The sequence below is a fragment of the Streptomyces sp. NPDC048514 genome, assembly GCF_043199955.1.
In the GTDB taxonomy this organism is placed as follows: domain Bacteria; phylum Actinomycetota; class Actinomycetes; order Streptomycetales; family Streptomycetaceae; genus Streptomyces.
Genome location: NZ_JBICWT010000015.1, coordinates 111,303 through 124,426, shown reverse-complemented (window position 1 = coordinate 124,426; position 13,124 = coordinate 111,303). Strand labels below are relative to the sequence as shown.

General features: G+C 70.8%; 11 protein-coding genes. 6 read left to right on the top strand and 5 right to left on the bottom strand.

All coding sequences use genetic code 11. The features are described from left to right. Positions 1-86: 86 nt before the first annotated feature. Positions 87-1,448, bottom strand: coding sequence for a glutamine synthetase family protein (locus ACGFT2_RS30365; protein ID WP_393284360.1), 1,362 nt, complete (start codon positions 1,446-1,448; stop codon positions 87-89). Between the two features lie 393 nt (positions 1,449-1,841). Here ACGFT2_RS30365 and ACGFT2_RS30360 point away from each other — a divergent pair, with 393 nt between their 5' ends. From ACGFT2_RS30360 to ACGFT2_RS30340, 5 genes are all read left to right on the top strand, one after another. Next, on the top strand, positions 1,842-2,519 hold the full coding sequence (locus tag ACGFT2_RS30360; RefSeq protein WP_393284358.1) for a DUF3105 domain-containing protein: 678 nt from the start codon (positions 1,842-1,844) through the stop codon (positions 2,517-2,519). Beyond that, a complete protein-coding gene (locus tag ACGFT2_RS30355) occupies positions 2,516-3,148 on the top strand; it encodes a DUF305 domain-containing protein (RefSeq protein WP_393284355.1) in 633 nt (210 codons plus the stop codon). Before ACGFT2_RS30360 ends, ACGFT2_RS30355 begins: the two co-directional genes overlap by 4 nt. A gap of 230 nt (positions 3,149-3,378) precedes the next feature. Then, complete coding sequence (locus ACGFT2_RS30350) at positions 3,379-5,328, top strand: protease pro-enzyme activation domain-containing protein (protein ID WP_393284353.1); 1,950 nt, start codon at positions 3,379-3,381, stop codon at positions 5,326-5,328. Between the two features lie 86 nt (positions 5,329-5,414). Then, positions 5,415-5,630 (top strand): hypothetical protein, encoded by a 216-nt coding sequence (locus ACGFT2_RS30345; protein WP_393284350.1) that lies wholly within the window; start codon positions 5,415-5,417, stop codon positions 5,628-5,630. A gap of 268 nt (positions 5,631-5,898) precedes the next feature. Further along, on the top strand, positions 5,899-7,113 hold the full coding sequence (locus ACGFT2_RS30340) for a cytochrome P450 (protein WP_393284347.1): 1,215 nt from the start codon (positions 5,899-5,901) through the stop codon (positions 7,111-7,113). A gap of 37 nt (positions 7,114-7,150) precedes the next feature. Here ACGFT2_RS30340 and ACGFT2_RS30335 read toward each other — a convergent pair whose 3' ends face one another. The 4 genes from ACGFT2_RS30335 to ACGFT2_RS30320 form a co-directional block, all read right to left on the bottom strand. Next, positions 7,151-8,365: an MFS transporter gene (locus tag ACGFT2_RS30335; RefSeq protein ID WP_393284344.1), complete on the bottom strand. Its 1,215-nt coding sequence runs from the start codon at positions 8,363-8,365 to the stop codon at positions 7,151-7,153. 141 nt (positions 8,366-8,506) lie between these two features. Continuing rightward, on the bottom strand, positions 8,507-9,544 hold the full coding sequence (locus tag ACGFT2_RS30330) for an endonuclease/exonuclease/phosphatase family protein (protein ID WP_393284341.1): 1,038 nt from the start codon (positions 9,542-9,544) through the stop codon (positions 8,507-8,509). 181 nt (positions 9,545-9,725) lie between these two features. Beyond that, the gene (locus ACGFT2_RS30325) at positions 9,726-10,361 is read right to left on the bottom strand and encodes a TetR/AcrR family transcriptional regulator (RefSeq protein ID WP_393284338.1); all 636 of its coding nucleotides are present in this window, start codon (positions 10,359-10,361) and stop codon (positions 9,726-9,728) included. 75 nt (positions 10,362-10,436) lie between these two features. Further along, positions 10,437-12,023 carry an MFS transporter gene (locus tag ACGFT2_RS30320; protein WP_393284335.1) on the bottom strand — a complete coding sequence of 529 codons (1,587 nt, stop codon included), beginning with the start codon at positions 12,021-12,023 and terminating at the stop codon, positions 10,437-10,439. A gap of 193 nt (positions 12,024-12,216) precedes the next feature. On the opposite strand from ACGFT2_RS30320, the gene panB reads away from it, so the two are divergent. Next, positions 12,217-13,083 (top strand): 3-methyl-2-oxobutanoate hydroxymethyltransferase, encoded by an 867-nt coding sequence (panB, locus tag ACGFT2_RS30315; RefSeq protein WP_393284332.1) that lies wholly within the window; start codon positions 12,217-12,219, stop codon positions 13,081-13,083. Positions 13,084-13,124 lie beyond the last annotated feature (41 nt).

Sequence of the window (13,124 nt, the reverse complement as noted above, 5' to 3'; positions counted from 1 at the left end):
TGAATGCACATTCAGGCAAAGGGCCGACGGTCCGCGACCGTCGGCCCCACTCGCCGAACCGGCGGGAGACCCGCTCCTCCCCGCGCCTACAGCACCGGCAGGTTCTTCCGCAGCTCGAAGGCGGTCACCTCGGAGCGGTACTCGTGCCATTCGGCGCGCTTGTTGCGCAGGAAGAAGTCGAAGACGTGTTCGCCGAGGGTCTCGGCGACCAGGTCGCTGCGTTCCATGAGGGTGAGGGCCTCGCCGAGGTTCTGCGGGAGCGGCTCGATGCCCATCGCTCGGCGCTCGGCGTCGGAGAGGGCCCAGACGTCGTCCTCGGCACCCGGCGGGAGCTCGTACCCCTCCTCGATGCCCTTCAGGCCGGCGGCCAGCAGGACGGCGTAGGCCAGGTACGGGTTCGAGCCGGAGTCGATGGAGCGGACCTCCACCCGGGCGGAGCCGGTCTTGCCGGGCTTGTACATGGGGACGCGGACCAGGGCCGAGCGGTTGTTGTGGCCCCAGCAGATGTACGAGGGAGCCTCGCCGCCGGCGCCCGCCGTGCGCTCCGAGCCGCCCCAGATGCGCTTGTAGGAGTTCACCCACTGGTTGGTGACGGCCGAGATCTCCGCGGCGTGCTTGAGGAGACCGGCGATGAAGGAGCGGCCGACCTTGGAGAGCTGGTACTCCGAACCCGACTCGTAGAACGCGTTGCGGTCGCCCTCGAAGAGGGAGAGGTGTGTGTGCATGCCGCTGCCGGGGTGCTCGGAGAAGGGCTTCGGCATGAAGGTCGCCTGCACCCCCTGCTCCAGCGCCACCTGCTTCATGACCAGGCGGAACGTCATGATGTTGTCGGCCGTGGAGAGCGCGTCGGCGTAGCGCAGGTCGATCTCCTGCTGGCCGGGTGCGCCCTCGTGGTGGGAGAACTCCACCGAGATGCCCATCGACTCCAGCATGGTGATCGCCTGCCGGCGGAAGTCCATGCCGACGTTGGTCGGGGTGTGATCGAAGTAGCCGGAGTTGTCCGCGGGGGTGGGGCGCGTGCCGTCGAGCGGGCGGTCCTTCAGCAGGAAGAACTCGATCTCCGGGTGGGTGTAGAAGGTGAAGCCCAGGTCGGAGGTGCGGGCGAGGGCCCGCTTCAGGACGTAGCGCGGGTCGGCGAAGGACGGGGAGCCGTCCGGCATCAGGATGTCGCAGAACATGCGGGCGGTGCCGGGGGTCTCCGCGCGCCAGGGCAGGACCTGGAAGGTGGAGGGGTCCGGCTTGGCGATCATGTCGGACTCGTAGACCCGGGCGAAGCCCTCGATCGCGGAGCCGTCGAAGCCGATGCCCTCGTCGAAGGCCTGCTCCAGCTCTGCCGGGGCCACGGCCACGGATTTGAGGAAGCCCAGGACGTCCGTGAACCACAGGCGTACGAACCGGATGTCGCGCTCCTCCAACGTCCGGAGCACGAACTCCTGCTGCTTGTCCATCTTCCGCTTCCCCATCCTTGCTGGTCAGGCCGCCTGTCCCCCGTCCCGCTGGGGGCGGCCGGGTTCCTGAGCATCCCACCACAACACCATTTCGTGCGCGTTGCGGACCTTGATCGCCCGAGCGTCCACGGCCTGAACGCCTCTCGTACGACAGGTGTACTGCGCTGTCGCCCATCTTGCCCGCTCGCGCCCGCCCCCGTCATGGCCGGACGGTGCGCAAGGTGACCGGCCCGCGTGACCGGCCCGCGTGACCGGCATGTTCGTGCTCGGTACACGTTTCTTCCCGCGGACGGCCGCTTTTCCGCTCCCTCTCTACGGAAGGTGCCCCCTCGCGCATTACGATCAGCGGGCCCCACCCTCCATCCGTCTCTTTCCCCCAGAAGGACACGCCTCATGGGTTCCGCCAAGAACAGCAGCACCGCGGCGCGCAAGGCCCGCATCGAGGAGATGCGACGCGCCGAGCAGGCACGCGAGCGCCGCAGCCGGCTGCTCGTCGTCGCCGCGAGTGCGGTGGTCGTCGCCGGTCTGGTCGTCGGCGGTGTGGTCCTCGTGAACGCGCGGTCGGACGGGAAGGACTCGACGGCGAGCGGTGACGCGAAGAATTCCGGTGACTCCGGGCACTTCACGACCGGCAAGGACGGGGTGCGGACCTGGTCCGGCAAGCTGGCGCGCACCCACGTGACGACCAAGGTGTCGTACCCGATGCACCCGCCGGTGGGCGGCAACCACAACCCGGTCTGGCTCAACTGCAACGGCGACGTCTACACCAAGGCGGTGCCGGACGAGAACGCCGTGCACGCCCTGGAGCACGGCGCCGTCTGGGTGACGTACACCGGAAAGGCGCAGAAGGCCGACGTCGACGCCCTCGCGGCGAAGGTGAAGAAGACGCCGTACTCGCTGATGAGCCCGTACGAGAACCAGGCCGCGCCGCTGATCCTGTCGGCGTGGGGGCACCAGGTGGCGGTGAAGAGCGCCGCCGACCCGGAGGTGGACAAGTTCTTCGCCACCTACGTGCAGGGCCGGCAGACACCCGAGCCGGGCGCCTCGTGCACCGGCGGGGTCATGAAGTGAGCCGGCGGTACATCGGCTGGGTCGCGGGGACCGCGGCGGCGGTGCTCGTCGCGGCCGGGGCGATCACGTACGCGGTCGCCGAGGACACCGGTGGGCCGGACGTGAGGACCCCGGCCGCCGAGTCGGCGGACGCGGGGTTCGCGCGGGACATGGCCGTGCACCACCAGCAGGCCGTCGAGATGTCGTACATCGTCCGGGACCGCACGAAGGACGAGGAGGTGCGGCGGCTCGCCTACGACATCGCGCAGACCCAGGCCAACCAGCGCGGCATGCTGCTGGGCTGGCTGGACCTGTGGGAGCTGCCCAAGGTGTCGGCCGAGCCGCCGATGACCTGGATGGGCATGGGCGGCATGGCGTCGGGCAAGGACGGCGCGCTGATGCCGGGCATGGCGACCAACACCGAGCTGAAGAGGCTCGGGTCGCTGTCCGGCAGGCAGGCCGAGATCCTCTACCTCCAGCTCATGACGGCCCATCACCAGGGCGGTGTCCACATGGCCGAGGGATGCGTCGCCAAGTGCACCGTCGATGTGGAGAAAAGGCTCGCGCAGGGCATGGTCGACTCGCAGCGGTCGGAGATCGAGCTGATGGCCGGGATGCTGGAGGACCGGGGGGCGCGACCGCGCCCGTGAACAGCGATCCCGCGCGTCCGTTACCCGACCGTGAGGAACAAAGGCGCAATTCGCCCTACCTGAGCGTTACTTGAGCTTCTCTTGACTTTTACCTTCCCCTGGCATGAACGGTTCATCGCAAGAGTGGCCCCCGTCGTGTGATCCACCACCGGCCTCAACCGCCGCGGGCCGGCACGGGGTCACGACGTGCCAACCACTACATGCATGCGAACCGCATCGCAGGGGGTTCTATGAGATCCAACCGCGCCAAGATGCGCGCTGTGAGCATGGCAGCGACACTGCCCATGATCGCCGGCGCGCTGGCGCTGGGCATACCCGCGGCCCACGCCGCGGACAGCCCCGCTCGTGACGCATTGAAGGGCACCAAGCCGCTCTGGGCCACGGCCAAGGCGGACAAGGGCGCGACCTCGAACAGCGCCCAGGTCAAGGCCAGGGTCTATCTGGCCGGCAAGGACGCGGCCGGTCTCGCGGCGTACGCCAAGGCGGTGTCGGACCCGAACTCGCCCTCGTACGGCAAGTACCTGAGCGCCGGCAAGGCGCAGGCCCGCTTCGGGGCCACCAAGGCCCAGGTGGCCGCGGTCAAGTCCTGGCTGAAGTCGGCCGGTCTGACGGTCACCGCGGTCACCCCGCACTATGTCGCCGTCTCCGGTGACGTGGCCGCCGCCGAGAAGGCGTTCGGCACCCAGCTGCACAACTACGCCAAGGGCTCGAAGACCTACCGTGCCCCGGCGAAGGCCGCGACCGCGCCGGCCGCCCTCGAGGGCGCCGTCCTGACCGTCACCGGCCTGGACAACGCCCCGCACAAGTCGGCCCACGACGAGCAGCTGCCGCCCCCGGACGCCGTGTTCAGGAACGCCGGGCCCTTCTCGTCGTACTACGGCTCGAAGGTCGCGAAGGCGCTGCCGGACGCGTATGGCCAGAAGGTCCCGTACGCCGTCAAGGGCTACACCGGCAAGCAGCTGCGCGCCGCCTACGGTGCCGGCAAGTACACCGGCAAGAAGGTGCGCGTCGCCATCACGGACGCCTACGCCTCCCCGACCATCGCCTTCGACGCGGGCAAGTACGCCCAGAAGAACGGCGACGCGGCCTGGAAGACCAGCCAGCTGCACCAGGTGCTGCCGAAGGACTACACGCACACCTCGGCCGACGAGTGCGGGGCGGCCGGCTGGTACGGCGAGGAGACCCTCGACGTCGAGGCCGTGCACGCGGTCGCGCCGAACGCCGACATCACCTACGTGGGCGCGGCGTCCTGCTACGACGACGACCTGCTCGACTCGCTCAGCAAGGTCGTCGACGACCACCTGGCCGACATCGTCTCCAACTCCTGGGGCGACATCGAGGCCAACCAGACGCCGGACCTCGCGGCCGCCTACGACCAGGTCTTCCAGCTCGGCGCGGTGCAGGGCATCGGCTTCTACTTCTCCTCCGGTGACGACGGCGACCAGGCCGCCGCCTCCGGGGCCAAGCAGGTCGACACCCCGGCCAACTCGGCGTGGGTGACCGCGGTCGGCGGCACCTCGCTGGCCGTCGGCAAGGGCGACAAGTACCAGTGGGAGACCGGCTGGGGCACCGAGAAGGCGACCCTGTCGGCCGACGGCAAGAGCTGGGTCGGCTTCCCGGGCGCCTTCACCTCGGGCGCGGGCGGCGGCACCAGCAAGAACGTGCCGCAGCCGTACTACCAGACGGGCGTCGTCCCGAAGGCGCTGGCCACGGCCAACAACGCCGCCGGCAACCGCGTCGTCCCGGACATCGCGGCCATCGCCGACCCGAACACCGGCTTCCTGGTCGGTCAGACCCAGACCTTCCCGGACGGCTCGCAGCGGTACAGCGAGTACCGCATCGGCGGCACCTCGCTGGCCGCCCCGGTGATCGCGGCGGTCCAGGCGCTGGCCCAGGAGGCGCGCGGCGGCAAGGCGATCGGCTTCGCCAACCCGTCGATCTACGCCAAGTTCGGCAAGAAGGGCGTCTACCACGACGTCACCGACAAGCCGACCGGCAAGGACCTGGCCGTCGCCCGCGTGGACTTCGCCAACGGCATCGACGCGAGCGGCGGTCTGCTGTACTCGGTCCGCAGCCTCGGCAAGGACAGCTCGCTGGCCGCGGTGAAGGGCTACGACGACGTGACGGGCGTGGGCTCACCGGCCGGCGGCTATGTGACGTCGTTCGCGAAGAAGCACTGACGCTGCGCTGAGCGGTCGAGCGCGGGGGCGTGGGGTCCTGCCGGATCCCACGCCCCTTCTGCGTTTACGCGGACTTAAGCGAGGCGGTGGCGGGGAGGACGGGGGCGGCGCCGCAACCGCGGCACCGGCTGCGCGGGCACACCTTCGAGCTGCGGTCCTGCGCCACGGAACTGCTCATGGACGGCATCGACCGGGTGGGTGAGGGTGCCCCGGCGACCGTCGGAGTCACCGGCGGGCCGGGACCCGCCCGCACCCGGACCGAGGTGACCGGCCCCGACCCGCCCGGACCCGCACCGAGGTGACCGGCCGGGGGAACCGGCCGCTCCCCGTCGGAGCCGGTTCATCGGCTGAAGCTCTTGTTCTGCGGCGGGCGCCGAACTGACGCATATTGGCATGTGATGACCTTTTCCAGGGACGGGGTGGCATCACGCTCCGCCGCCGTCCCGACAGACCGACTTCGAGCAGCGGCCGTCCGTGCCGGCGCCTTCCCCCAGCGCGCCGGAGACGCACGGCCGTCGCCCTCGCACGCCCTCGGGAGCCACGCGCCCGGGGGCGCACCAAGGAGGCTGTATGTCGTTCCACGACTCTGAGGTACTCGACTGCCCCTTCGACTTCGCCGACGCGCTGGAGTACGACCCCTCGCTGGCCTCGCTGGCGGAGCGGGGCCCGGTCAGCCGGATCCGGCTGCCCTACGGTGAGGCCGAGGCGTGGCTGGTGACCAGCTTCGCCGGCGTGCGCCAGGTGACGTGCGATCCCCGGTTCAGCCGGGCGGCGATCATCGGGCGGGACTATCCGAGGATGACGCCGGAGCCGATCGTGTCACCGGAATCGATCAACGTGACGGACCCGCCGTACGTGACCCGGTTGCGGCAGGCGGCGGCGCAGGCGTTCACCCGGGAGCGGGTGGCGGCCATGCGGCCGGCCGTGGAGGGGGTCGTGGCCAAGCTGCTGTCGGCGGTGGCCGAGGAGGGGCCGCCCGCCGACCTGGTGACGCGTCTGTCGGTTCCCCTGCCCCACCTCACGATCTGCGAGCTGCTGGCCGTACCGGAGACCGACCGCGAGCTGCTGCGCACGTACACGATGCGGCTGCTGGCCACCTCTCCGGACGCCCGCAAGGACGCGGCCGACGCCAAGGCGGCCCTGCGGGAGTACTTCGCCGAGCTGCTCCCGGCCCGGCGCAGGACACCGGGTGAGGACCTGCTCAGCGCGATGGCCACCGCACCGATGTCGCCGGGCGAGGAGCCGCTGACCGACGACGAGTTGGCGGTCATGGCCGTGACGCTCATCCTCAGCGGCAACGACACGGCGACCTGCCAGATCAGCAACATCGTCTACCTGCTGCTGACCCGGTTCGAGGAGCGCGCCACGCTGGTGTGCGACTCCGGCCGGTTCACCGCCGCGCTGGAGGAGCTGCTGCGGTTCATCCCCTTCCGCAAGGGCGTGGGCATCCCGCGGATCGCCCTGGAGGACGCGGAGGTCGAGGGAACCGCCATCGAGGCCGGCGACTACGTGCACGTGTCCTACCTGGCGGCCAACCGTGACCCGGCCGTCTTCCCCGATCCGCACACGCTGGACCTCGAACGGCCGGTGCGCCCGCACATGACGTTCGGGTGGGGCGGCCACCACTGCCTCGCCGCGCCGCTCGCACGGGCGGAGCTGGAGAGCGCCGTCACCGGCCTGCTGACCCGCTTCCCGCACCTGCGCCTGGCCGTCGCACCCGAGGACATCGAGTGGGACACCGGCACCATCCGCCGCTTCCCGGTGCGGCTGCCGGTCACCTGGTGATCCCCTGAGCGGGCTCGCCGGAGCGGCCCTCGGCGGGTCAGCGGTGCAGCGCCCCGGACTCCGCCGGCAGGTGGGAGGTGACCACCCGGCCGGCCGACGGAGTCTCCCGGCGGCGGTCGACCGCGTACGCCACTCCCGCCACGCCCAGACCCAGGACGGCGAGGGCCGCTCCGGTGAGCGCGGGGGACGTCACCCCGAAGCCCGCCGCGAGGGCCAGGCCCCCGATCCAGGCGCCACCGGCGTTGGCCAGGTTGAAGGCCGCCTGGTTGGCGGAGGAGGCCAGCGAGGGGGCCGCCGACGCCTTCTCCATGACCATCAGCTGGAGCGGGGAACCGGTGACGAACGCCGCCATGCCGAGCAGGGTCACCGCCACCGCCGCGCTCCATTCGGCGCCCATCAGCAGCGGGAAGAACGCGAGGACGACCGCCAGCGCGGCCAGGCCGCCGAAGAGCGTGCCGCGCAGGGAGTGGTCGGCGAGCCGGCCGCCCAGCAGGTTGCCGACGGTGGCGCCCACGCCGAACAGCGCGAGGAGCAGGGTCACGCTCGCCTCGGCGAAGCCGGCGGAGCCGGTCAGCATCGGGGTGACGTAGCTGTAGGCCGCGAAGAGGGCGCCGAAGCCCGCCACCGTGGTGCCGAGGGCCAGCCAGACCGGCAGCGGCTTCAGGGCGGCCAGCTCGCCGCGCAGGCCGGTCGCGGAGGCGTGGGTGTGGTCGCGCGGGATGAGCAGGGCCAGGGACGCTATCGCGGCCAGGCCGATCGCGCTCACGCCGAGGAACGTGGCCCGCCAGCCGAGATGCTGGCCCATCAGCGTGGCGACGGGCACGCCCGCGACGTTGGCGACCGTCAGGCCGAGGAACATCAGCGACACGGAGCGGGCCTTGCGCTCCGGCGCGACCATGCTGGTGGCGACGACCGCGCCCACGCCGAAGAAGGCGCCGTGCGGCAGGCCGCTGACGAAGCGGGCGGCCAGCAGCGAGCCGTCGCCCGGGGCGAACGCGGACAGCGCGTTGCCCGCGACGAACAGGGCCATCAGGGCGATGAGCACCGTGCGGCGGGACATCCGCGCCGTCGCGGCGGCCAGCAGCGGGGCGCCGATGACGACGCCCAGCGCGTACGCCGAGACCAGGTGGCCGGCGGCGGGGATCGAGATGTGCAGGTCGTCCGCGACGTCGGGGAGGAGCCCCATCATCACGAACTCGGTCGTGCCGATGCCGAAGGCGCCCACGGCGAGGGCGAGCAGGGCCAGGGGCATGAAGAACCTTCCAGAGAGGGTGGTGCCGTACAGATTCCGGGTATGTTCCCGTACGGAACAAAGCCTCTCGGGCCGAGTATTCCAGAGACTGGAGGCGCGGTTGCCGGTGTGGTGGTCCTCACGACGCGGCTGTGGGATGCCTCACATCTTGACGCGGGCGGCGATCGGCAGGTGATCGCTGTTCGTGCGCGGAAGGGTCCAGGAGCTCTCCGGCTCGACGCCCTTGACCATGATCTGGTCGATCCGCGCCATCGGGAACGACGCCGGCCAGCTGAAGCCGAAGCCGCTGCCCGCCGCACCCTGCGTGGAGCGCAGCTGCGAGGTGACGGCGTTGAGCGAGCGGTCGTTCATCGTGCCGTTGAGGTCGCCGAGCAGGACGACCCGCTGCAGCGTCTCGTCGGCGATGGCCTCGCCGAGCGCGTCGGCGCTCTTGTCGCGCTGCCGGGCCGTGAAGCCGGCCTCCACCTTCACCCGCACCGAGGGCATGTGCGCCACGTAGACCGCGACCGGGCCCCGCGGGGTCGTCACGGTGGCCCGCATCGCCCGCTTCCAGCCGAGCCGGATGTCCACGGCCCGGACGTCGCTCATCGGGTACTTGCTCCACAGCCCGACCGTGCCGACGACGGCGTGGTACCTGTACTCCGGCGCGAGCGCCTTCTCGTAGACGGGCACGGCGGAGGCGGGCAGCTCCTGCAGGGCCAGCACCTGGGCGCCGGACCCGGCGACGTCGGTGGCGGTCGCGGCGGGGTCGGGGTTCTCGGCGTTGACGTTGTGGGTGGCCACCATCAGGTCGCCGCCGGTGCCCGTCTTGTCGCCGAGCAGCCCGCCGAAGAGGTTCAGCCAGACGATCGCCGGGAGCAGCAGCGCGATCAGCGCCGTCGCCGACTTCCGGACCAGGGCGACGGCCAGCAGCACCGGGATGGCGAGACCCAGCCAGGGCAGGAAGGTCTCGGTGAGACTGCCGAGGTTGCCCAGCCGGTTGGGGATGCGGGAGTGCACCAGCATCACCAGGGCGAGCAGCAGGGCGAGCACGGCGACGACGATGCCGCGGCGCCAGACGCGCGGGTCGCCGCGCCAGCCGTCGAACAGCCGGTGCGCCAGGCGTCGAAGCCGGGATCCCGGTCGCTCGGGACCCGAGCCGCCGTTGTCCGTCTCCGTCATGTACGCCTGCTGCGCCATACCGTCTGCCTCACTGCCTGCCGTGCACACCGTTCGTCCCCGTGCTCTTCCGACCCTAGGGGATGATCGGTGCCGATCCCGCCGTCCCATGACGGCCGTACGGAAGACGATGACGAACGAAGCGGGGCCGGGAGTTCCTGTCACCGCCGGGCCGGACGGCGTCTGTGACGAAACGTGCACATTAGTGCGACGAGGCTGTCGAGCTGACGGGTCGTAGGCCCTCCAGGACCGTGTCGACGATCCGCTCCGCCAGACCGTCGGGCAGCTCCGCGTCGGGGCGCATGACGCTGCGGACCAGCATCGGGCCGACGAACATGTCGTTCGCCAGCTCCAGGTCGACGTCCGGCCGCAGTTCGCCGTTGTCCCGCGCGCGGCGCAGCACCTCCAGCGCGAGGACCCGCCGGGGCGCTATCACGCTGGCGTGGTAGGCCGCCCAGAGCCTGGGGCTGGACTTCATCTGGGCGTACACGTTGTGCAGGATCGCCGACGAACGGCTCGCGAGCCCGCGCTGGCGCAGCGACTCCAGCAGGACCACGAGGTCGTCGCGCAGGCCGGTGCCGGGGAGTTCGGGGTCGGGAGGCTCGGCGGCGCGTACGACGTCGACGAACAGTTCCTCCTTGCCGCTCCAGCGGCGGTAGATGGTGGCCTTGCCGACCCCGGCCGTGCGCGCGACCCGCTCGATGGACAGCTCCGCGAGGGGCACGCCCTCCTCCAGGAGCCGGACCACGCCCTCCACGATGGCGCGTTCCACGGCTTCGCTGCGCGGCCGGCCCCGCGCCGGTACGACCGGGCGCGGCCGGCTGTCGGCAAGACTCACGTCGATCCGTCCTCTCTCGGGCTGCGGGCATTGTCCCGCAGCCGCCTCCTTCCCCCGTGGAGTTCCGCTGGACCGTCAGTCCGTGGCGCCGACCAATTCCTGTTCCTTCTCGCCCTTCTGACCGGCCGGCGGCTTGCCCGGCAGGAACAGGAAGGTCACCAGGGCGCCGACCAGCGCGACGCCCGTGCCGCACAGGGCGGTGATGTGCATGGCGTGCAGGAACGCGTCGTCGGCCGGGGTGATCAGGGCCCTGCCCTGCGGGCCGAGCTTCTCGGCGACGCCCAGGGTGGCCTCGATGGACTCGGCGGCGGTGTCGCGCAGGCCGGGCGGCAGGGCGCCGAGCTTGCCCTCGATGCCGTTGCGGTACGAGGCGGCCAGCACGGAGCCGAGGACGGCGATGCCGAGGGCGCCGCCGACCTGGCGGAAGGTGTTGCTGAGCGCGGAGGCGGACCCGGCCTTCTCCCGCGGCAGCGCCTGCATGATGACGACCGAGGTCGGCGTCATGATGTGGGCCATGCCGGTGCCCATGAGGAAGAAGACGACCTCCAGCAGCCAGATCGGCGTGTCGGCCTCGAAGGTGGCGAACACGGCCAGCGTCACCGCGATCAGCACCAGGCCCGCGGTGGTCGTCGCCTTGTTGCCGAACCGGTCGACCAGCAGCCGGGCACGGGGCGCGAAGATCAGCTGGGCGACGGCGAGCGGCAGCATCAGCACGCCGGACTCCAGCGGGGAGTAGCCGCGCACGCTCTGGGTGTAGAAGACACCGAAGAACGTGACGCCCATCAGCGCGAAGAAGACCAGCGCGATGGCGCTCATGGCGGCCGAGAAGACCTTGTTCCTGAAGTAGCTGACGTCGAGCGAGGGGTGGTCGCTGCGCTTCTCGAAGACGACGAAGACGGCCAGCACGACGGCGCCGGCGATGATGGTCCCGAGCACCTTGGCGTCGGTGAAGTCGGCCAGCTCGCCACCCTTGATGATGCCGTACACCAGCAGCACCAGGCCGACGACGGACAGGACCACTCCGACGGGGTCGAGGCGGCCGGGGCTGGGATCGCGGGAGTCGGGCACCAGCCAGGCCATCAGCGCGAGCGCGACGATCACGATCGGCACGTTGACGAGGAAGACCGAGCCCCACCAGAAGTGGTCGAGGAGCGCGCCGCCGGTGATCGGGCCGATGGCGATGGCGAGGCCCACGCCGCCGGCCCAGATGCCGATGGCCTTGGGCTGCTCGTCGCGCTCGAAGACGTTCATCAGCACCGCGAGGGTGGCGGGCATGACGAAGGCGGCACCGAGGGCCATCAGGGCGCGGTAGGTGATCAGCTGGCCCGGGGAGCCGGACTCGGCGGCGAGCGCGGAGCCGATGCCGAACACGGCGATGCCGCCGAGCAGCACCTTCTTGCGGCCGAGGCGGTCCCCCACGAGACCGGCGGTGAACAGCAGGCCGGCGAAGACGAGGGTGTAGGCGTTGATCGCCCACTCGATCTGGCTCTGGCTGGCGCCGAGGCCGGTCGGCGCCGGGGTGGCGATGGTCTTGATGGCGACGTTCAGGATCGAGTTGTCGAGCACCACGATCAGCAGGCTCAGCATCAGCACGCCGAGAATCGCCCAGCGGCGCCGGTGTACGGCTTCCGGTATCCGGGGGGCAGGGACGGAACTTGTCATGTTTCCGAGCCTACGATCATTTCGATACGGCACCGTCTCGTATCTAATCTTTTTACCAACGCCTTACACGGTTTTCGGCCATGGCCGGGGATCACAGGGGACCCCTCTGGCCCTCACTGGCACGAGGTGCCACCATGGAGACGATCCGGGGACGCCGTCAGGGTGCCTCGAGATGACTGAAGGAGCCGTTGCCATGACGCAGCTTTCGGCTGCCCAGAACAAGCCTTCCGACGGCAGCAAGGCGCTGTACGGGGGGAAGGGCACTCGCCGCATCACCGTCCGCGACATCGCCCTCGCCAAGGAGCGTGGCGAGAAGTGGCCCATGCTCACCGCTTACGACGCGATGACCGCGTCCGTCTTCGACGAGTCCGGCATCCCGGTGATCCTGGTCGGCGACTCGGCGGGCAACTGCCACCTCGGGTACGAGACCACCGTCCCCGTCACCCTCGACGAGATCTCCATGCTCTCGGCGGCCGTCGTACGCGGCACGCAGCGCGCGCTGATCGTCGCCGACCTGACCTTCGGCTCCTACCAGGAGGGTCCGGTGCAGGCGCTGCGCTCGGCGACCCGGCTGGTGAAGGAGGCCGGGGTCGGCGCGGTGAAGCTGGAGGGCGGCGAGCGCTCGCACGAGCAGATCCGGCTGCTGGTGGAGGCCGGCATCCCGGTGATGGCGCACATCGGCCTCACCCCGCAGTCCGTCAACACGATGGGCTACCGCGTGCAGGGCCGCGGCGAGGAGGCGGCGCAGCAGCTGCTGCGGGACGCGAAGGCCGTGCAGGACGCGGGTGCCTTCGCGGTCGTGCTGGAGCTGGTTCCCGCGGAGCTGGCGGCCGAGGTCACGCGCATCCTGCACATCCCGACCGTCGGCATCGGTGCCGGGGCGGAGACGGACGCGCAGGTGCTGGTGTGGACCGACATGCTCGGTCTGACGCCCGGCCGGGTGCCGAAGTTCGTCAAGAAGTACGCGAACCTGCGTGAGGTCATGGGCGACGCCGTGAAGGAGTTCGCGCAGGACGTCGTCGGCGGCACCTTCCCGCTGGAGGAGCACGCCGTCCACTAGGCCATTGCGGAAACACCGGGCAGCCCGCCGATCATCCCCCG